General features: G+C 50.7%; 13 protein-coding genes, 6 tRNA genes, 3 rRNA genes, 1 pseudogene and 1 riboswitch. Of the genes and pseudogenes, 19 read left to right on the forward strand and 4 right to left on the reverse strand.

Annotated features, from left to right (window positions below; translation table 11 throughout):
• Position 1: 1 nt before the first annotated feature.
• Both LG384_RS01030 and oxyR read left to right on the forward strand, forming a co-directional pair.
• Positions 2-1483, forward strand: coding sequence for an FGGY-family carbohydrate kinase (locus LG384_RS01030; RefSeq protein WP_225760344.1), 1482 nt, complete (start codon positions 2-4; stop codon positions 1481-1483).
• 268 nt (positions 1484-1751) lie between these two features.
• Entirely contained in the window at positions 1752-2669 is a 918-nt protein-coding gene (oxyR, locus tag LG384_RS01035; RefSeq protein WP_225760345.1) for a DNA-binding transcriptional regulator OxyR, read from the forward strand.
• On the opposite strand, the gene sthA is transcribed toward oxyR, so the two are convergent.
• Positions 2652-4052 carry a Si-specific NAD(P)(+) transhydrogenase gene (gene sthA / locus LG384_RS01040; RefSeq protein WP_048223440.1) on the reverse strand — a complete coding sequence of 467 codons (1401 nt, stop codon included), beginning with the start codon at positions 4050-4052 and terminating at the stop codon, positions 2652-2654. The two genes, oxyR and sthA, sit on opposite strands and share 18 nt — an antisense overlap.
• Before the next feature lie 191 nt (positions 4053-4243).
• On the opposite strand from sthA, the gene fabR reads away from it, so the two are divergent.
• Both fabR and LG384_RS01050 read left to right on the forward strand, forming a co-directional pair.
• Complete coding sequence (gene fabR / locus LG384_RS01045; RefSeq protein WP_003028862.1) at positions 4244-4879, forward strand: HTH-type transcriptional repressor FabR; 636 nt, start codon at positions 4244-4246, stop codon at positions 4877-4879.
• Positions 4880-4894: 15 nt separating this feature from the next.
• Entirely contained in the window at positions 4895-5254 is a 360-nt protein-coding gene (locus LG384_RS01050) for a YijD family membrane protein (protein ID WP_045449381.1), read from the forward strand.
• 57 nt (positions 5255-5311) lie between these two features.
• On the opposite strand, the gene trmA is transcribed toward LG384_RS01050, so the two are convergent.
• Positions 5312-6412 (reverse strand): tRNA (uridine(54)-C5)-methyltransferase TrmA, encoded by a 1101-nt coding sequence (gene trmA, locus LG384_RS01055; protein WP_225760346.1) that lies wholly within the window; start codon positions 6410-6412, stop codon positions 5312-5314.
• Between the two features lie 115 nt (positions 6413-6527).
• A riboswitch (cobalamin riboswitch) is annotated at positions 6528-6724 on the forward strand.
• 64 nt (positions 6725-6788) lie between these two features.
• Here trmA and btuB point away from each other — a divergent pair.
• The 9 genes from btuB to birA all read left to right on the forward strand — a co-directional run bounded on the left by btuB (position 6789) and on the right by birA (position 17187).
• Positions 6789-8672, forward strand: coding sequence for a TonB-dependent vitamin B12 receptor BtuB (btuB, locus tag LG384_RS01060; protein WP_045449384.1), 1884 nt, complete (start codon positions 6789-6791; stop codon positions 8670-8672).
• Positions 8617-9468, forward strand: coding sequence for a glutamate racemase (murI, locus tag LG384_RS01065; RefSeq protein ID WP_045449386.1), 852 nt, complete (start codon positions 8617-8619; stop codon positions 9466-9468). Before btuB ends, murI begins: the two co-directional genes overlap by 56 nt.
• 374 nt (positions 9469-9842) lie before the next feature.
• Positions 9843-11384: ribosomal RNA gene (locus LG384_RS01070) — 16S ribosomal RNA — on the forward strand.
• A gap of 70 nt (positions 11385-11454) precedes the next feature.
• Positions 11455-11531, forward strand: a tRNA-Ile gene (locus LG384_RS01075).
• 107 nt (positions 11532-11638) lie between these two features.
• Positions 11639-11714 (forward strand) — tRNA-Ala (locus LG384_RS01080).
• A gap of 208 nt (positions 11715-11922) precedes the next feature.
• A 23S ribosomal RNA gene (locus LG384_RS01085) occupies positions 11923-14829 on the forward strand.
• 92 nt (positions 14830-14921) lie between these two features.
• A 5S ribosomal RNA gene (gene rrf, locus LG384_RS01090) occupies positions 14922-15037 on the forward strand.
• Together the 16S, 23S and 5S rRNA genes with 2 tRNA genes alongside form the textbook arrangement of a ribosomal RNA operon.
• Before the next feature lie 162 nt (positions 15038-15199).
• The gene (gene murB / locus LG384_RS01095; protein WP_225760347.1) at positions 15200-16228 is read left to right on the forward strand and encodes a UDP-N-acetylmuramate dehydrogenase; all 1029 of its coding nucleotides are present in this window, start codon (positions 15200-15202) and stop codon (positions 16226-16228) included.
• Positions 16225-17187 carry a bifunctional biotin--[acetyl-CoA-carboxylase] ligase/biotin operon repressor BirA gene (gene birA, locus LG384_RS01100; RefSeq protein ID WP_045438322.1) on the forward strand — a complete coding sequence of 321 codons (963 nt, stop codon included), beginning with the start codon at positions 16225-16227 and terminating at the stop codon, positions 17185-17187. The genes murB and birA overlap by 4 nt, the downstream gene beginning before the upstream one ends.
• Before the next feature lie 31 nt (positions 17188-17218).
• On the opposite strand, the gene coaA is transcribed toward birA, so the two are convergent.
• Positions 17219-18169: a type I pantothenate kinase gene (gene coaA / locus LG384_RS01105; protein WP_045449387.1), complete on the reverse strand. Its 951-nt coding sequence runs from the start codon at positions 18167-18169 to the stop codon at positions 17219-17221.
• Positions 18170-18458: 289 nt separating this feature from the next.
• Positions 18459-18539, reverse strand: a pseudogene (locus LG384_RS01110) (hypothetical protein); the annotation flags it as partial.
• A gap of 19 nt (positions 18540-18558) precedes the next feature.
• Between LG384_RS01110 and LG384_RS01115 the strand changes: the two are divergent.
• The 6 genes from LG384_RS01115 (at position 18559) to secE (ending at position 20912) form a co-directional block, all read left to right on the forward strand.
• Positions 18559-18634 (forward strand) — tRNA-Thr (locus tag LG384_RS01115).
• Positions 18635-18642: 8 nt separating this feature from the next.
• A tRNA-Tyr gene (locus LG384_RS01120) sits at positions 18643-18727 on the forward strand.
• 113 nt (positions 18728-18840) lie between these two features.
• Positions 18841-18915, forward strand: a tRNA-Gly gene (locus tag LG384_RS01125).
• Between the two features lie 5 nt (positions 18916-18920).
• Positions 18921-18996 (forward strand) — tRNA-Thr (locus LG384_RS01130).
• 118 nt (positions 18997-19114) lie between these two features.
• On the forward strand, positions 19115-20299 hold the full coding sequence (gene tuf, locus LG384_RS01135; protein ID WP_042998381.1) for an elongation factor Tu: 1185 nt from the start codon (positions 19115-19117) through the stop codon (positions 20297-20299).
• Positions 20300-20528: 229 nt separating this feature from the next.
• On the forward strand, positions 20529-20912 hold the full coding sequence (gene secE / locus LG384_RS01140; RefSeq protein WP_003033128.1) for a preprotein translocase subunit SecE: 384 nt from the start codon (positions 20529-20531) through the stop codon (positions 20910-20912).

Raw genomic sequence — 20912 nt, forward strand, 5'->3', positions numbered from 1 at the left:
GATGGACCATTACTATATGGGCATTGATTTGGGCGGCACTGTTACCAAAGTGGGGCTCTACACTGCCGAGGGTAAGGAAATCACTGTGGCCGCCCAGACCTTACCATTATTGAGTCCGCAGGCGGGGTTTTGTGAACGTGATATGACTGACCTCTGGATGACAACCTGTGAAGTTATCCGGCGAGCGTTGACAGAGAGCCATCTTTCAGCGGAACAGATTCGCGGGATTGGTTTTTCCTCACACGGTAAGGGGCTTTATCTGGTCGATAAGTCAGGGCACCCGGTACGCAATGGTATTGTGTCCTCTGATTCTCGGGCCCAGCCCTTGGTTACTGCCTGGAAGGCGCAGGATATCGATCGTTTGGCTTATCCACGCAGTTTCCAACAACTATGGCCTTCTCATCCGGTCGCGTTGTTGGGGTGGTTGAAGCAGCATGAGCCGGAGAGTTACGCACGTACGGGCTATGTTTTGATGGCTCACGATTACATACGTTACTGCCTTACGGCTGAATTTACCTGTGAAGAGACTAATATTTCGGGTAGCCAGTTATTCAATCTGCAACGTAATGAATTCGATCCTGAATTGTTCTCGATATTTGGCATTGAAGAGATGATGGGGTGTATGCCTAAGGTGATCGGCTCCGCCGATCTGGCAGGAGTCGTTACGACAGACGCTGCCGCATTGTGTGGATTAAAACCGGGAACGCCGGTCTTTGGCGGCGTCTTTGATGTTGTTGGCGCAGCAATGACCTCCGGAGTGTATGACAATACGCAACTCAGCGCTGTTGCTGGAACATGGTCTATTGCCACCCGCGTTTTTGATAACATCATTCCAGCAGAATATCCGTATGTGTGGGGGAAATTCAGTATCCCAGGGCAATACTTTGCCCATGAAGGAAGCCCTACTTCTGCCAGTAATTTGACCTGGTTTATTAATCGTTTTTTCCCGGATTTACTGGACGATCATGACACGCTCAACCAATGGGCGGCTCGTGGCTACGAGAAACAGGACTGCATTCTATTTTTCCCCTGGTTGTACGGCTCAAACTACTGCGATTCATTGAGTGGTGGATTTCTCGGGTTAGGAGGCCATCACGATGTTGCGGATATGGTTTACGCAATCTATCAGGGTGTCGTTTTTTCGCATTTATTGCATCAGGACAAATTGTTGCAGCTCAGTGACGGCACGGAATCAATTCGTTTTACCGGTGGTCCAACGCATTCGCGCATCTGGATGCAAATGTTTTGCGATGCCAGTAACTTGCCGATTGAGATTGTTGATATTGAACAGTCCGGTTGCCGGGCGGCTGCAATGTGTGCTGCCGTGGGAACCGGTGATTATTCAGGTTTTGAACAGGCGATTAAAGCGACCCTGCCACCAGTGATTCGCCTGGAGCCGGATGCGGCGAAACATAGTATGTTGCGGAGCCGATTCGAACGGTTCAAACGTGTCGCTGATGCACTGAGCACGGTAGCAACGTAACAACAGCACATTGTTGTATCAATCCAGCCTGGCATTAAGCCGGGCTTTTTTACGCAAAAAAAAAGCGGACCAGAGGTCCGCAAACGTTCACGTTGGCTTTAGTTATTTCGAGTATGAGAGAGACTCTCTGAACGGGCAGTGACTTCAAGGGTTAAAGGGTACCGCTCCGTTTCTGTGGTGCATTATTAAACAGAAAACTTGATAGGGATAATCGTTCGTTGCTATGCTACCTATCGCCATGAACTATCGTGGCAATGGAGGATGAATAATGAATATTCGTGATCTTGAATACCTGGTAGCGCTAGCCGAACATCGTCACTTCCGACGAGCGGCGGACTCCTGCCACGTCAGCCAGCCAACGCTTAGCGGGCAAATCCGTAAGCTGGAAGATGAGCTTGGCGTCATGCTGCTGGAGCGTACGAGTCGTAAAGTGCTGTTCACTCAGGCGGGTTTACTGCTGGTGGATCAGGCGCGCACTGTGCTGCGTGAGGTCAAAGTGCTCAAGGAGATGGCAAGCCAACAAGGCGAGACAATGTCTGGTCCTCTGCATATTGGTTTGATCCCAACGGTGGGACCTTATCTGCTGCCGCATATTATCCCTATGTTGCACCAGACCTTCCCGAAACTGGAAATGTACCTGCATGAAGCGCAGACGCATCAGCTGCTGGCGCAACTGGATAGCGGTAAGCTTGACTGCGTAATTCTGGCGCTGGTGAAAGAGAGTGAGGCATTCATCGAAGTTCCGCTATTTGATGAGCCGATGTTGCTGGCGATCTATGAAGAACATTCATGGGCAAATCGCGAGTGCGTTCCGATGTCCGATTTGGCGGGTGAAAAACTGCTGATGCTGGAAGATGGCCACTGTCTGCGTGACCAGGCGATGGGGTTCTGCTTTGAAGCGGGTGCTGATGAAGATACCCATTTCCGGGCTACCAGCCTGGAAACGCTGCGTAACATGGTGGCGGCAGGCAGCGGTATTACCTTACTGCCCGCGCTGGCGGTTCCACAGGAGCGTAAGCGTGATGGTGTTGTCTATCTGCCGTGCATTAAGCCTGAACCACGCCGTACGATTGGCCTGGTGTATCGTCCTGGCTCGCCGCTGCGCAGCCGTTATGAACAGCTGGCAGAGGCCATCCGTGGAGCAATGGATGGCCATTTCGACAGTGCGTTAAAACAGGCGGTTTAGGCCATTTAGCGCCGCTACCCGATAGGCTTCCGCCATGGTCGGGTAGTTAAAGGTGGTGTTAACGAAGTACTCAATGGTGTTACCACCACCTTTTTGCTCCATTATCGCCTGACCGATATGAATAATTTCGGCAGCGCGTTCTCCAAAGCAGTGGATCCCTAAAATCTCTTTGGTTTCACGATGGAACAGGATCTTCAGCGTTCCTACACTCATCCCGACGATTTGGGCGCGAGCCAGATGTTTAAACTGAGCACGACCAACCTCGTAAGGGACTTTCATTGCTGTTAACTGCTGTTCGGTTTTCCCGACAGAGCTGATTTCCGGAATGGTGTAAATGCCAGTCGGAATGTCTTCGATCAAATGTGCGTTAGCTTCACCTTTCACCAGCGCCTGGGCGGCAATGCGGCCCTGATCGTAGGCTGCAGATGCAAGGCTCGGATAGCCGATAACATCTCCCACGGCATACACATGCGGCAGCGCTGTCTGGTACATGCTATTCACTTTGAGCTGCCCGCGGCTGTCTGTTTTCAGGCCAATGTTTTCCAGCGCCAGTGAATCTGTATTCCCGGTGCGACCATTCGCGTACAGCAGGCAGTCGGCTTTCAGCTTTTTGCCGGATTTCAGGTGCATGATGACGCCATCATCACAGCCTTCAATCTTCTCGTATTCTTCGTTGTGGCGAATAACAACACCACTGTTCCAGAAGTGATAAGAGAGCGAATCGGACATCTCCTGGTCGAGGAACGCCAGCAGACGGTCGCGGGTGTTGATTAAATCAACTTTGACGTCCATTCCGCGGAAAATCGACGCATATTCACAGCCAATCACGCCAGCGCCATAAATCAGCACATGGCGAGGTTCATGGTGCAGGCTGAGGATAGAATCGCTGTCGTAAACGCGCGGGTGGGAGAAGTCGACATCAACAGGGTGGTAAGGGCGTGAGCCACAGGCGATAACAAATTTATCTGCCGTTAGCGTTTCCACTGTGCCGTCGTGGCATTCCAGAGCAATGGTGTGTTCATCAACAAAGCGGGCATTCCCCTGCAGAATTTCGCAGTGGTTACGCTCGTAAAACCCTTGCCGCATGCGCGTTTGCTGGTTAATCACGTTATCAGCGTGATTGAGAATATCGGCAAAGGAGGAGCGGAGGAGTCGGGAATGGTCGCTGTAAAGGGGGTTCTGATTGAATTCAATGATACGGCTGACTGCGTGGCGGAGCGCTTTAGACGGGATAGTGCCCCAGTGGGTACAACCGCCGCCGACATTATGATAGCGCTCAATAACCGCGACGCGAGCTCCTTGCTTAACCAGACCCATTGCAGCGCCTTCGCCGCCGGGACCGGAACCTATTACTATTGCATCGTAATCGTAGGAATGTGACATGGTCAGGCTTACCTGTTCTTATACATAAAAGCAACAGAATAGTAACATCGTTGTCGGGATAACCCAATTATCGTTGTGCTTTTTTGCGAAGTCGAAGCACAAACTGCGCGTAAACAAACATTCACAAAGCCATGCCAACAACCTAATCTCTGGTATAGTGCCAGCAAGGTATATGGAAGGATTCAGACATCGTGATGGGCGTTAGAGCGCAACAAAAAGAAAAAACCCGGCGTTCGCTGGTAGAAGCTGCATTTAGTCAACTGAGCGCAGAACGTAGTTTTGCCAGCCTCAGTTTACGAGAAGTCGCTCGTGAAGCGGGCATTGCCCCAACTTCCTTTTATCGCCATTTTCGCGATGTGGATGAACTCGGCCTGACGATGGTAGACGAGAGTGGTCTGATGCTGCGCCAGCTAATGCGCCAGGCGCGTCAGCGTATCGCCAAGGGCGGTAGTGTGATCCGTACCTCGGTCTCAACATTTATGGAATTCATTGGCAACAATCCCAACGCCTTCCGTTTATTATTGCGCGAGCGCTCTGGTACCTCCGCAGCGTTTCGTGCAGCGGTAGCGCGTGAAATTCAGCATTTCATTGCGGAACTTGCGGACTATCTGGAACTCGAAAACCATATGCCTCGTGCGTTTACTGAAGCGCAAGCTGAAGCCATGGTGACGATTGTTTTCAGTGCGGGGGCAGAGGCACTGGATGTTGGCGCAGAACAGCGCCGGCAGTTGGAAGAGCGGTTGGTATTGCAGCTGCGCATGATCGCGAAAGGCGCATTTTATTGGTACCGCCGTGAACAAGAGAAGATGACGCATCACTCCGAGTAACGAGAAGGACGAGCAATGAAACAGTCAGGTCAAGATAAAGGTACTCTGCTGCTGGCGCTGGTTGCTGGCTTATCGATCAATGGCACATTCGCGGCGCTGTTTAGCTCCATTGTGCCATTCTCTGTATTCCCGATTATTTCGCTGGTGCTGACGGTTTACTGCCTGCATCAACGTTACCAAAATCGCACCATGCCTGTGGGATTGCCGGGTCTGGCTGCTGCCTGTTTCATTCTCGGCGTCCTGCTGTACAGTACCGTAGTGCGGGCTGAATATCCGGATATCGGCTCTAACTTCTTCCCGGCGGTACTGTCGGTAATTCTGGTGTTCTGGATCGGCTTCAAAGTGCGTAACCGTAAGCAGGAGATCTCTGAATAATTTCTCCGCTCTGTAGGCCCAATGGTGCTGTGCATATCGGGCCTACAGGACTGCAAACTACTTTGCTGTCAGCAATACACCACACTCCATATGGTGCGTATACGGAAACTGATCGAACAGAGCCAGACGTGAAACATTGTGCGTCTGGCTTAATGTTTCCAGGTTCTTACACAGTGTTTCCGGGTTGCAAGAGATGTACAGAATTCGCGGATACGCCTGCACCATCTTCTCCGTTTCGCTGTCCAGACCGCTACGCGGTGGGTCCACGAAAATGGTTTCACACTGGTAGCTCTTCAGATCGATTCCCTGCAAACGGTTGAATTCACGTACACCGTTCATCGCCTGAGTAAACTCTTCAGCTGCCATACGAATAATTTGTACGTTATCTATGTGGTTGGCCGCAATGTTGTACTGTGCGGCTGCAACAGATGGCTTGGCGATTTCGGTTGCCAGTACGCGGTTGAAATTTTGTGCCAGGGCTAGTGAGAAGTTACCGTTGCCGCAGTAAAGTTCGAGCAGATCGCCTTTTGAATTTTTGGTGACATCAATCGCCCATTCCAGCATCTGAATATTCGTGGCGGCGTTGGGTTGTGTAAAGCTGTTCTCAACCTGGCGGTAGATAATCTCCTTCCCCGCAACCGGCAAACGCTCGTCGATATAATCCTGATCGAGCTCGATTTTGGTTTTGGTTGCCCGACCAATCAGATGCACGTTCAGATTCTGTGCACGCAACGCGTCACGCAATACCTTGGCTTCCTGGCGCCATTCGTCATCCAGCTTTTTGTGATACAGCATAGATATCACCGCCTGATTGCTCATGGTGGTGAGGTAATCAATTTGGAAGAGTTTGTGACGCAGGATACGGTTGTTGCGAACACCTTCAATCATTGCCGTCATCAGCGTGTTGATGAGTTCGCTGGCCGCCGGAAAGCTGTCGACGCGAATACGGTTTTTGGTCTGTTGATCGAACATGATGTGATACAAATCATCACCGTCATGCCACAGGCGGAATTCAGCGCGCATGCGGTAATGACTGACCGGTGAGCGAAACACTTCCGGAGCTTGATCAGAGAATGGTGTCATTAAGCTCTGCAAACGCACCACTTTTTCAGCTAACTGCGCGTCATACTGTTCTGTCGGAAGGTGTTCGGGGGTCATGATGTATCCTGAAAAATAAAAGTACGCGGGGATTGTAGGGATTGCTCAGTAGATGTCCAGTTATTGATGATTTCCGATATTGTGATATACGGTCTGGACACAAGGTTGTAACAGACTGTAGCATCCGCGTTCCGGTCCTGTGAGTTAATAGGGAATCCAGTGTGAATCTGGAGCTGACGCGCAGCGGTAAAGAAAGGTGAGATGAGAGCGTAAGCAGACACTGCCTGCGGGTGGGAAGTCTTCATTTCTTTTTATTCTATATCCTGAATAACCTTCCAAGCCCGAAGACCTGCCGGCTAACGTCGCATCTGGTTTTCACCATCGCGTACTATCGGTGGGGCCTGCGGCATCCTTCTTATATTGTGGATGCTTTACAATGATTAAAAAATCGTTGCTGTTGACGGCACTCTCCGTCGCGGCATCTTCTGGTTGGGCGCAGGACGCTAGCCCGGATACACTCGTCGTCACTGCGAACCGTTTTCAGCAGCCTGTTAATACTGTTCTGGCGCCTACCGATGTGGTGACACATGAAGATATTCAGCGCTGGCAGTCAAAAGATCTCAATGACGTAATGCGCCGCCTTCCTGGTGTGGACATCTCGCAGAGTGGCGGTATGGGGAGTAGTTCTTCTCTGTATGTCCGTGGCACTGAATCGCGCCATGTTCTGGTATTGATTGATGGTGTGCCAATGGCGCGTGCGGGTATTGGCAACGCGATTGATATTGGTCAGATTCCGGTATCGTTGGTGCAACGCATTGAATACATTCGCGGACCGCGTTCAGCGGTGTACGGATCTGGCGCGATTGGTGGTGTGGTCAATATCATTACCATGTCGGATGATGAGCGCGCGCAAATTAATGCAGGGATGGGAACGCACGGCTACCAGACCTATGATGGTGCGGTTAACAAGCGTTTTGGCGACACGATGGTGACAGCGGCCGGCGCGTACCAGACCACTAAAGGCTTTAATATCCAGCCTAATTCTCCTTACAGCGGTGACAGCGATCGTGATGGCTACCGTAATAAGCTGTTCTGGGGTGGCGTGCAGCACAAGTTTGACGATAACCTCTCTGGCTTCTTCCGCGGCTATAGCTATACCGCTAACAGCGATTACGACCAGGGTTCAGCATATGGTTCTGCTAAAGGTAATGAAGAAGGCCAGAATTACAACCAATCCTGGGATACAGGTCTGCGCTACAATTCTGGTATCTATTCTTCCCAACTGATCGCTAATTACCAACATCTTAAAAATTACAACTACACCAATAATCTTGGTCGCTATGCGGGTGATGCCACGCTGGATGACATGGAACAGCGCTATATCCAGTGGGGTAATAGCGTTGAGGTCGGGCATGGGGCGATTAATGGTGGTGTTGACTGGAAACAGGAAAAGCTGACATCCAGCAGCACAACAAAATCCGATGTCTACAAACGCGATACCACCGGGCTTTACCTGACCGGGCAACAGCAGATCGATAGTGTGACGCTGGAAGCTTCAGGCCGTGAAGACCACGACGAGCAGTTTGGCTGGCATGGTACGTGGCAGACCGCCGCCGGTTGGGAGTTTGTGGACGGCTATCGCGCAACGCTTTCCTACGGAACCAGCTTCCTGGCGCCGTCTCTGGGTCAGCAGTTTGGCGCTACACGTTATGCTTCGGAATATTATTCTGGTATCTCTGCCAACCCGGATTTGAAGCCAGAAGAGTCTAAACAGTGGGAAGCGGGGATTGATGGTTTAACCGGGCCACTGGATTGGCGTCTCTCGGCATACCGTTATGAAATTCAAAACCTGATAGACTATAAAAGCACTAATGGCCTCAACCAGTATGTCAACGTCAAGTCGGCAACTATTAAGGGGCTTGAGTGGACGGGGAATGTGACGACCGGCCCGGTGGAACATCACCTGACGCTGCAATATGTTGATCCGCGCGATGATGAAACCAATAAGACCCTTGCTCGCCGTGCGAAACAGCAGGTGAAGTATGAGCTGACGGGGCAGATTTATGATCTCGGCTGGAATGTGGCTTACCAGTATATGGGGCAGCGCAATGACAACGCCTATGACGAAGCAACCGGCACTTCTCATCCGGTTAAACTAGGTGGTGTTAGTCTGTGGGATATTGGACTTTCATATCCGGTCACCTCACAGCTGACAGTTCGTGGTAAAATCGCCAACCTGTTCGATAAAGATTACGAGACAGTATATGGCTACCAAACTGCAGGACGGGAATACACCTTGTCTGGCAGCTACACCTTCTGATCCACGTCCCACCGTGCTGGTGTTTGATTCCGGCGTCGGTGGGTTGTCGGTCTACAATGAGATCCGGAATCTCTTGCCGGATCTCCACTATATATACGCTTTCGATAACGTTGCCTTTCCTTATGGAGAGAAGAGCGAGGAGTTTATTGTCGAGCGTGTCGTTGAGATAGTTACTGCGGTTCAGCAGCGCTACCCCCTTTCACTTGCTGTCATCGCGTGTAATACCGCAAGTACGGTGTCACTCCCCGCCTTACGCGAAAAGTTCGCCTTCCCTGTAGTTGGTGTTGTACCTGCTATTAAACCGGCGGCGAGACTCACGGCTAATGGCATCGTCGGGTTACTGGCTACGCGTGCGACAGTAAAGCGTTCTTATACGCACGAACTGATTGAGCGGTTTGCTAACGAATGCCAGATTGCAATGCTGGGATCTGCTGAGCTGGTAGAGCTGGCTGAAGCGAAGCTCCACGGTGAACCCGTTTCCCTGGAGGAACTGCGTCGTATTCTGCGGCCGTGGCTACGGATGCCAGAGCCACCGGATACGGTGGTCCTGGGATGTACGCATTTCCCTCTATTACAGGAAGAACTTTTGCAGGTTCTTCCTGAAGGGACGCGACTGGTGGATTCAGGAGCAGCGATTGCGCGTCGAACGGCTTGGTTATTAGAACATGAAGCGCCTGATGCGAAATCAACTGATGAGAACATTGCCTTCTGCATGGCAATGACGACAGAAGCTGAGCAATTATTGCCCGTTTTGCAGCGTTATGGCTTCAAAACGCTCGAAAAGCTGACGGTTTAATCAGTTTTGGTGAAAAAACACGCACTCAGAAAGTTATTTTAAATTTCCCCTTGTCAGCCTGAAATAACTCCCTATAATGCGCCTCCACTGACACGGAACAACGGACTACAGGTCGCCGGGTCAGCGGGGTTCCACTGAGAACTTCGCGGAGAAAAGCAAAAATAAATGCTTGACTCTGAAGCGGGATGGCGTAATATGCACACCCCGCGCCGCTGAGAAAAAGCGAAGCGGCACTGCTCTTTAACAATTTATCAGACAATCTGTGTGGGCACTCAATGATACGGATTCTTAACGTCGCAAGACGAAAAATGAATACCAAGTCTCTGAGTGAACACGTAATTCATTACGAAGTTTAATTCACGAGCATCAAACTTAAATTGAAGAGTTTGATCATGGCTCAGATTGAACGCTGGCGGCAGGCCTAACACATGCAAGTCGAACGGTAGCACAGAGGAGCTTGCTCCTTGGGTGACGAGTGGCGGACGGGTGAGTAATGTCTGGGAAACTGCCCGATGGAGGGGGATAACTACTGGAAACGGTAGCTAATACCGCATAACGTCGCAAGACCAAAGAGGGGGACCTTCGGGCCTCTTGCCATCGGATGTGCCCAGATGGGATTAGCTAGTAGGTGGGGTAACGGCTCACCTAGGCGACGATCCCTAGCTGGTCTGAGAGGATGACCAGCCACACTGGAACTGAGACACGGTCCAGACTCCTACGGGAGGCAGCAGTGGGGAATATTGCACAATGGGCGCAAGCCTGATGCAGCCATGCCGCGTGTATGAAGAAGGCCTTCGGGTTGTAAAGTACTTTCAGCGAGGAGGAAGGCATTAAGGTTAATAACCTTAGTGATTGACGTTACTCGCAGAAGAAGCACCGGCTAACTCCGTGCCAGCAGCCGCGGTAATACGGAGGGTGCAAGCGTTAATCGGAATTACTGGGCGTAAAGCGCACGCAGGCGGTCTGTCAAGTCGGATGTGAAATCCCCGGGCTCAACCTGGGAACTGCATCCGAAACTGGCAGGCTAGAGTCTTGTAGAGGGGGGTAGAATTCCAGGTGTAGCGGTGAAATGCGTAGAGATCTGGAGGAATACCGGTGGCGAAGGCGGCCCCCTGGACAAAGACTGACGCTCAGGTGCGAAAGCGTGGGGAGCAAACAGGATTAGATACCCTGGTAGTCCACGCCGTAAACGATGTCGACTTGGAGGTTGTGCCCTTGAGGCGTGGCTTCCGGAGCTAACGCGTTAAGTCGACCGCCTGGGGAGTACGGCCGCAAGGTTAAAACTCAAATGAATTGACGGGGGCCCGCACAAGCGGTGGAGCATGTGGTTTAATTCGATGCAACGCGAAGAACCTTACCTACTCTTGACATCCAGAGAACTTAGCAGAGATGCTTTGGTGCCTTCGGGAACTCTGAGACAGGTGCTGCATGGCTGTCGTCAGCTCGTGTTGTGAAATGTTGGGTTAAGTCCCGCAACGAGCGCAACCCTTATCCTTTGTTGCCAGCGGTTCGGCCGGGAACTCAAAGGAGACTGCCAGTGATAAACTGGAGGAAGGTGGGGATGACGTCAAGTCATCATGGCCCTTACGAGTAGGGCTACACACGTGCTACAATGGCATATACAAAGAGAAGCGACCTCGCGAGAGCAAGCGGACCTCATAAAGTATGTCGTAGTCCGGATTGGAGTCTGCAACTCGACTCCATGAAGTCGGAATCGCTAGTAATCGTGGATCAGAATGCCACGGTGAATACGTTCCCGGGCCTTGTACACACCGCCCGTCACACCATGGGAGTGGGTTGCAAAAGAAGTAGGTAGCTTAACCTTCGGGAGGGCGCTTACCACTTTGTGATTCATGACTGGGGTGAAGTCGTAACAAGGTAACCGTAGGGGAACCTGCGGTTGGATCACCTCCTTACCTTAAAGAACCTTTCCTTGTAGTGTCCACACAGATTGTCTGATGAAAATTAGCAGTAAGAAATCTCTGCAGGCTTGTAGCTCAGGTGGTTAGAGCGCACCCCTGATAAGGGTGAGGTCGGTGGTTCAAGTCCACTCAGGCCTACCAAATTTTACCTGAATACTGCGTTGTGAAATAACTCACATACTTCAGTATGCTTCGTTATTCCACGCCTTGTCTCAGGAAAAATTATCGGTACATGAGATGACTTCGATGGGGCTATAGCTCAGCTGGGAGAGCGCCTGCTTTGCACGCAGGAGGTCTGCGGTTCGATCCCGCATAGCTCCACCATTACTTACTGCAAAAATACCAAGAAAACTTCAGAGTGTACCTGAAAAGGTTCACTGCGAAGTTTTGCTCTTTAAAAATCTGGATCAAGCTGAAAATTGAAACGACACACTGTGTCTGTTCTCCGTAATAAGAACAGATAAGCGGTGTGTTCGAGTCTCTCAAATTTTCGCAACACGATGGTGTTTTACGAAACATCTTCGGGTTGTGAGGTTAAGCGACTAAGCGTACACGGTGGATGCCCTGGCAGTCAGAGGCGATGAAGGACGTGCTAATCTGCGATAAGCGTCGGTAAGGTGATATGAACCGTTATAACCGGCGATTTCCGAATGGGGAAACCCAGTGTGTTTCGACACACTATCATTGCGTGAATACATAGCGTAATGAAGCGAACCGGGGGAACTGAAACATCTAAGTACCCCGAGGAAAAGAAATCAACCGAGATTCCCCCAGTAGCGGCGAGCGAACGGGGAGCAGCCCAGAGTCTGAATCAGCATGTGTGGTAGTGGAACGGTCTGGAAAGTCCGACGGTACAGGGTGATAGTCCCGTACACAAAATCACACGTGTTGTGAACTCGAAGAGTAGGGCGGGACACGTGGTATCCTGTCTGAATATGGGGGGACCATCCTCCAAGGCTAAATACTCCTGACTGACCGATAGTGAACCAGTACCGTGAGGGAAAGGCGAAAAGAACCCCGGCGAGGGGAGTGAAAAAGAACCTGAAACCGTGTACGTACAAGCAGTGGGAGCCTCTTTATGGGGTGACTGCGTACCTTTTGTATAATGGGTCAGCGACTTATATTCTGTAGCAAGGTTAACCGAATAGGGGAGCCGAAGGGAAACCGAGTCTTAACTGGGCGTTAAGTTGCAGGGTATAGACCCGAAACCCGGTGATCTAGCCATGGGCAGGTTGAAGGTTGGGTAACACTAACTGGAGGACCGAACCGACTAATGTTGAAAAATTAGCGGATGACTTGTGGCTGGGGGTGAAAGGCCAATCAAACCGGGAGATAGCTGGTTCTCCCCGAAAGCTATTTAGGTAGCGCCTCGTGAATTCATCTTCGGGGGTAGAGCACTGTTTCGGCTAGGGGGTCATCCCGACTTACCAACCCGATGCAAACTGCGAATACCGAAGAATGTTATCACGGGAGACACACGGCGGGTGCTAACGTCCGTCGTGAAGAGGGAAACAACCCAGACCGCCAGCTAAGGTCCCAAAGTCATGGTTAAGTGGGAAACGATGTGGGAAGGCACAGACAGCCAGGATGTTGGCTTAGAAGCAGCCATCATTTAAAGAAAGCGTAATAGCTCACTGGTCGAGTCGGCCTGCGCGGAAGATGTAACGGGGCTAAACCATGCACCGAAGCTGCGGCAGCGACACTATGTGTTGTTGGGTAGGGGAGCGTTCTGTAAGCCGTTGAAGGTGTCCTGTGAGGGATGCTGGAGGTATCAGAAGTGCGAATGCTGACATAAGTAACGATAATGCGGGTGAAAAACCCGCACGCCGGAAGACCAAGGGTTCCTGTCCAACGTTAATCGGGGCAGGGTGAGTCGACCCCTAAGGCGAGGCCGAAAGGCGTAGTCGATGGGAAACAGGTTAATATTCCTGTACTTGGTGTTACTGCGAAGGGGGGACGGAGAAGGCTATGTTAGCCGGGCGACGGTTGTCCCGGTTTAAGCATGTAGGCGGAGGTTCCAGGTAAATCCGGTACCTTATTAACGCTGAGGTGTGATGACGAGGCACTACGGTGCTGAAGTAACAAATGCCCTGCTTCCAGGAAAAGCCTCTAAGCATCAGGTAACACGAAATCGTACCCCAAACCGACACAGGTGGTCAGGTAGAGAATACCAAGGCGCTTGAGAGAACTCGGGTGAAGGAACTAGGCAAAATGGTGCCGTAACTTCGGGAGAAGGCACGCTGATATGTAGGTGAAGTGATTTACTCATGGAGCTGAAATCAGTCGAAGATACCAGCTGGCTGCAACTGTTTATTAAAAACACAGCACTGTGCAAACACGAAAGTGGACGTATACGGTGTGACGCCTGCCCGGTGCCGGAAGGTTAATTGATGGGGTTATCCGTAAGGAGAAGCTCTTGATCGAAGCCCCGGTAAACGGCGGCCGTAACTATAACGGTCCTAAGGTAGCGAAATTCCTTGTCGGGTAAGTTCCGACCTGCACGAATGGCGTAATGATGGCCAGGCTGTCTCCACCCGAGACTCAGTGAAATTGAACTCGCTGTGAAGATGCAGTGTACCCGCGGCAAGACGGAAAGACCCCGTGAACCTTTACTATAGCTTGACACTGAACACTGGTCCTTGATGTGTAGGATAGGTGGGAGGCTTTGAAGTGTGGACGCCAGTCTGCATGGAGCCAACCTTGAAATACCACCCTTTAATGGCTGGTGTTCTAACGTAGACCCGTGATCCGGGTTGCGGACAGTGTCTGGTGGGTAGTTTGACTGGGGCGGTCTCCTCCTAAAGAGTAACGGAGGAGCACGAAGGTTAGCTAATCCTGGTCGGACATCAGGAGGTTAGTGCAAAGGCATAAGCTAGCTTGACTGCGAGAGTGACGGCTCGAGCAGGTGCGAAAGCAGGTCTTAGTGATCCGGTGGTTCTGAATGGAAGGGCCATCGCTCAACGGATAAAAGGTACTCCGGGGATAACAGGCTGATACCGCCCAAGAGTTCATATCGACGGCGGTGTTTGGCACCTCGATGTCGGCTCATCACATCCTGGGGCTGAAGTAGGTCCCAAGGGTATGGCTGTTCGCCATTTAAAGTGGTACGCGAGCTGGGTTTAGAACGTCGTGAGACAGTTCGGTCCCTATCTGCCGTGGGCGCTGGAGAATTGAGGGGGGCTGCTCCTAGTACGAGAGGACCGGAGTGGACGCATCACTGGTGTTCGGGTTGTCATGCCAATGGCATTGCCCGGTAGCTAAATGCGGAAGAGATAAGTGCTGAAAGCATCTAAGCACGAAACTTGCCCCGAGATGAGTTCTCCCTGAGACTTTAAGTCTCCTGAAGGAACGTTGAAGACGACGACGTTGATAGGTCGGGTGTGTAAGTGTAGCGATACATTGAGCTAACCGATACTAATGAACCGTGAGGCTTAACCTTACAACGCCGAAGCTGTTTTGGCGAAGAGACGAAATTTCAGCTTGATAACAGATTAAATTGACATGCGAAAGCGTGTTGATAAACAGAATTTGCCTGGCGGCTGTAGCGCGGTGGTCCCACCTGACCCCATGCCGAACTCAGAAGTGAAACGCCGTAGCGCCGATGGTAGTGTGGGGTCTCCCCATGCGAGAGTAGGGAACTGCCAGGCATCAAACCAGTGAAGAAGCCCATCCTGCCGGATGGGCTTTTTTGCGTCTGCGGACTGCAGGAAATACTGCCGTCCGGCACAACACAACCACTCTTCCATAACACAAGCCATCCTGCGGTATATGCGGTAAACTAAACGCGATTTTGCATCAGGAAAGCGTCTATGAATCACTCCCTTAAAGCCTGGAATACCTTCGGTATCGATCAATATGCTAACGAGCTTGTCTGCGCCGAAAACGAGCAACAACTACTTAGTGCCTGGCAATCAGCTAACGCATTACATTATCCAGTACTGATCCTGGGCGAAGGGAGTAATGTCCTGTTCCTTGATTCCTTCCATGGTGCGGTAATCATCAACCGCATCAAGGGCATTGAGGTTACAGAACAACCTGACGCGTGGCATTTACATGTGGGGGCTGGTGAAAACTGGCACAACCTGGTACAGCATACGCTGAAGCTTGGCATGCCGGGGCTGGAAAATCTGGCATTAATTCCCGGTTGCGTTGGCTCTTCACCTATCCAGAATATTGGTGCTTATGGCGTAGAGTTACAACGTGTCTGTGAATATGTTGACTGTGTTGAACTGTCCACAGGCAAGCAATTGCGCGTCAATGCCGCAGAATGTCGCTTTGGTTACCGTGATAGCATCTTCAAACATGAGTACCAGGATCGTTTTGCAATTGTGGCTGTTGGTCTGCGCTTGCCTAAACAATGGCAGCCGGTGTTGACCTACGGTGACTTAGCTCGCCTTGATCCTGTTACGGTGACTCCTCTGCAGGTGTTTGAATCCGTCTGCCACATGCGCACAACAAAACTACCTGATCCGAAAGTGCACGGTAATGCGGGAAGCTTCTTTAAAAACCCAGTTGTTACAGCTGAAGTGGCAAAGATTTTGCTTTCGCAATTCCCCACTGCTCCTCATTATCCTCAGGCGGATGGTTCCGTAAAACTGGCCGCTGGCTGGCTCATCGACCAGTGCCAGCTAAAAGGTATGCGTATTGGTGGGGCTGCAGTACATCAGCAGCAGGCACTGGTACTGATTAATGCTGACAATGCAACGAGCCAGGATGTTGTTCAGCTTGCACATTATGTCCGTCAAAAAGTAGGTGAAAAATTCAATGTCTGGTTCGAACCGGAAGTGAGGTTTATTGGACCTCAGGGGGAAGTGAATGCCGTGGAGATTATTACATGAAGGATAATACCGTACCCCTGACGCTCATCTCGTTATTAGCAGATGGCGAATTTCATTCAGGCGAACAGCTTGGTGAAAAACTTGGAATGAGTCGTGCGGCTATCAATAAACACGTTCAGACATTGCGCGACTGGGGTGTTGATGTATTTACTGTTCCTGGTAAAGGATACAGCCTACCGGAGCCTATCCAGCTGTTGGATTCAGCACTTATTCATTCCCAGCTGAATAGCGGAAATGTAACCGTCTTACCCGTTATCGATTCAACCAACCAATATCTGCTGGACCGAATTAGCCAACTGGAGTCAGGCGATGCCTGTGTCGCTGAATATCAGCAGGCCGGGCGTGGACGTCGCGGGCGAAAATGGTTTTCGCCGTTTGGCGCTAACCTGTATCTGTCAATGTTCTGGCGTCTGGAGCAGGGGCCGGCAGCAGCAATTGGCCTGAGTCTGGTTATTGGTATCGTCATGGCAGAGGTTTTACGCGATCTGGGTGCTGATCAGGTTCGTGTGAAATGGCCTAACGATCTCTATCTGCTCGACCGGAAACTGGCGGGCATTCTGGTTGAACTCACTGGTAAGACGGGCGATGCAGCGCAGATTGTTATTGGTGCAGGTATTAACATGGCCATGCGCCGGGTCGAAGAGGATGTGGTAAATCAAGGATGGATTAACCTCCAGGAAGCCGGAATTAACATTGACCGCAATACACTTGCTGCCCGGCTGATCCGTGATCTACGTGCTGCGCTGGTACTGTTTGAGCAAGAGGGATTAGCGCCTTATCTGTCCCGTTGGAAAAAACTGGATAACTTTATCAATCGGCCCGTTAAGCTGATTATCGGGGATAAAGAAATATTTGGTATATCCAGGGGAATAGATGCGCAAGGCGCACTATTGCTTGAGCAAGATGGTGTGATAAAACCATGGATGGGCGGAGAAATATCACTCAGAAGTGCAGAATAATAAAAAGGGGAGCCGTTGCTCCCCTTTTTTATTATTTTCGTAGTCTGACTTGCTCAACGGCATGGTTGCCACTTTTAGTCATAATCAAGCTGGCACGCTCACGCGTAGGTAATATATTTTGCTTTAAATTCAGCCAGTTAATTTCTTTCCAAAGAGAGGTGGCCGTATTAATGGCCTCATCTTCTGATAATTTCGCATAGTTATGGAAATAAGAATCCGGATTGGTAAATGCCCCTTCGCGGAATTTCAGGAAACGGTTGATATACCACGTCTGGAGTAATTCTTCTGGCGCGTCCACGTAAATAGAGAAATCGACAAAGTCAGAAACAAATACATGATGTGGATCGTGAGGATAATCCATCCCGCTTTGTAATACATTTAATCCTTCGAGGATCAATATATCAGGCTGTGCGACAGTTTTGTCACCATCAGGAATCACGTCATAAATTAGATGTGAATAGACCGGGGCCGTGACGTTTGGTACACCTGATTTAATATCGGAAACGAATTTTACCAGACGATGCATATCATAGGACTCAGGGAAGCCTTTCTTCTTCATTAGTCCACGATCTTTCAACACCTGATTGGGGTGAAGAAAGCCATCGGTAGTAATCAACTCAACCTTGCGATGCTCTGGCCAGCGACTCAACAATGCCTGCAGGACACGCGCAGTCGTACTTTTACCAACCGCGACACTGCCAGCAATACTGATGATATAAGGAATACGTTCGCCGTTAGTGCCCAGGAATTGCTCCAGAACAGCCTGGCGGCGCAGATTTGAACTGATATAAAAATTTAGTAAACGCGACAGAGGCAAATAAATTTCGGCAACTTCTTCCAGCGACAGGTCTTCATTAATGCCTTTCAGACGAGCAATCTCGTCCTCGGTCAGAGTCATCGGCACGGAATCACGAAGCGCAGCCCACTGGTTGCGATCAAACTGTAGGTAAGGCGTCATTAACGCTTGCTCTTTTATACTCATACGCATGGTCTGGCTGTCATTGCTGTATCAGGTCAGTGGTAAAAACGAATCATCCCCGGCACGCAATGGCACGTCACATTTCAGTTAATTTGGACAATGGGCAGGAGGGTAACACCAGATGGGGGCGAATAATAAGAAAAAATCATCACCTGAAAAGCAATGTGACGGGCATTCCATATATATAAAGATGCACTTTCTGTCTGCAGGTAAACACGCTGTGAAGCAAAATGCCTCCATTAGAGGGTAACGACCGCTGGAAATTTGCTCAATCCACAGTGCGAATAGATTATTTATCGGTCGTATAGTGCAAAATGTGAGCGATAGAACATTTTATGCAATTTTTTAGTTGCATGCGCACGCAGGTCTCCATAAAATGCGCGCTACTTGATGCCGACTTAGCTCAGTAGGTAGAGCAACTGACTTGTAATCAGTAGGTCACCAGTTCGATTCCGGTAGTCGGCACCATCAAGTCCGGTGGGGTTCCCGAGCGGCCAAAGGGAGCAGACTGTAAATCTGCCGTCACAGACTTCGAAGGTTCGAATCCTTCCCCCACCACCACTTTCTGGCAGCGTTATCGCCGCCTGAGTTGGTTAAAAAATTAATCAGCTCGTACGAAGAAGAGAGAATCTCTTTTTTGTTACAGAAAGAACTGGGTAGCCGAGTTTCAGGATGCGGGCATCGTATAATGGCTATTACCTCAGCCTTCCAAGCTGATGATGCGGGTTCGATTCCCGCTGCCCGCTCCAGACGTGCTGATATGGCTCAGTTGGTAGAGCGCACCCTTGGTAAGGGTGAGGTCCCCAGTTCGACTCTGGGTATCAGCACCACTTCACTTCTCCTTCCCGTTTCTCTCTGTTTACTTTTAAAAGCATTCAACAGCTCAGGTATATTGCCTGGTTGATGTGGTGATATCACCGATTTATCCGTGTCTTAGAGGGACAATCGATGTCTAAAGAAAAATTTGAACGTACAAAACCGCACGTTAACGTCGGTACTATCGGCCACGTTGACCATGGTAAAACAACGCTGACCGCTGCAATCACTACCGTTCTGGCTAAAACCTACGGCGGTGCTGCTCGCGCATTCGATCAGATCGATAACGCTCCGGAAGAAAAAGCTCGTGGTATCACCATCAACACTTCTCACGTTGAATATGACACCCCGACTCGCCACTACGCGCACGTAGACTGCCCGGGCCACGCCGACTATGTTAAAAACATGATCACCGGTGCTGCGCAGATGGACGGCGCGATCCTGGTTGTTGCTGCGACTGACGGCCCGATGCCGCAGACTCGTGAGCACATCCTGCTGGGTCGTCAGGTAGGCGTTCCGTACATCATCGTGTTCCTGAACAAATGCGACATGGTTGATGACGAAGAGCTGCTGGAACTGGTAGAAATGGAAGTTCGTGAACTTCTGTCTCAGTACGATTTCCCGGGCGACGACACTCCGATCGTTCGTGGTTCTGCTCTGAAAGCGCTGGAAGGCGATGCAGAGTGGGAAGCAAAGATCATCGAACTGGCTGGCTTCCTGGATTCTTACATCCCGGAACCAGAGCGTGCGATTGACAAGCCGTTCCTGCTGCCTATCGAAGACGTATTCTCCATCTCCGGTCGTGGTACCGTTGTTACCGGTCGTGTAGAGCGCGGTATCATCAAAGTTGGTGAAGAAGTTGAAATCGTTGGTATCAAAGAGACTGCTAAGTCTACCTGTACTGGCGTTGAAATGTTCCGCAAACTGCTGGACGAAGGCCGTGCTGGTGAGAACGTTGGTGTTCTGCTGCGTGGTATCAAACGTGAAGAAATCGAACGTGGTCAGGTACTGGCTAAGCCGGGTTCAATCAAGCCGCACACCAAGTTCGAATCTGAAGTGTACATTCTGTCCAAAGACGAAGGCGGCCGTCATACTCCGTTCTTCAAAGGCTACCGTCCGCAGTTCTACTTCCGTACTACTGACGTGACTGGTACCATCGAACTGCCAGAAGGCGTAGAGATGGTAATGCCGGGCGACAACATCAAAATGGTTGTTACCCTGATCCACCCGATCGCGATGGACGACGGTCTGCGTTTCGCAATCCGTGAAGGCGGCCGTACCGTTGGCGCGGGCGTTGTTGCCAAAGTAATGAGCTAATTGCCGATAACATTTGACGCAATGCGCAATAAAAGGGCATCATTTGATGCCCTTTTTGCACGCTTTCACACCAGAACCTGGCTCATCAGTGATTTTTTTTGTCATAATCATTGCTGAGACAGGCTCTGAAGAGGGCGTTTAGTCCGAAACGCACCAGAGCATTTCGGTTTGGATCGCCTCGCTTACGCGGGGTGAAAATGTTTGTAGAATACTTCTGACAGGTTGGTTTATGAGTGCGAATACCGAAGCTCAAGGAAGCGGGCGCGGCCTGGAAGCGATGAAGTGGGTTGTTGTCGCTGTATTGCTGCTTGTAGCTATCGTTGGCAACTACCTCTATCGTGACATGATGTTGCCGCTGCGTGCGCTGGCCGTAGTGATTCTGATTGCTGCAGCGGGTGGTGTCGCGCTGTTGACAACAAAAGGTAAAGCGACCGTTGCTTTTGCCCGTGAAGCGAGAACCGAAGTCCGTAAGGTCATTTGGCCGACTCGCCAGGAAACATTGCACACCACGCTGATTGTGGCTGCGGTTACCGCAGTAATGTCACTGATCCTGTGGGGACTGGATGGTATTCTGGTTCGCCTGGTATCCTTTATCACTGGCCTGAGGTTCTAA

Origin of the sequence: Citrobacter sp. Marseille-Q3906 (assembly GCF_916618775.1) — a bacterium.
Lineage (GTDB): Bacteria > Pseudomonadota > Gammaproteobacteria > Enterobacterales > Enterobacteriaceae > Citrobacter > Citrobacter murliniae.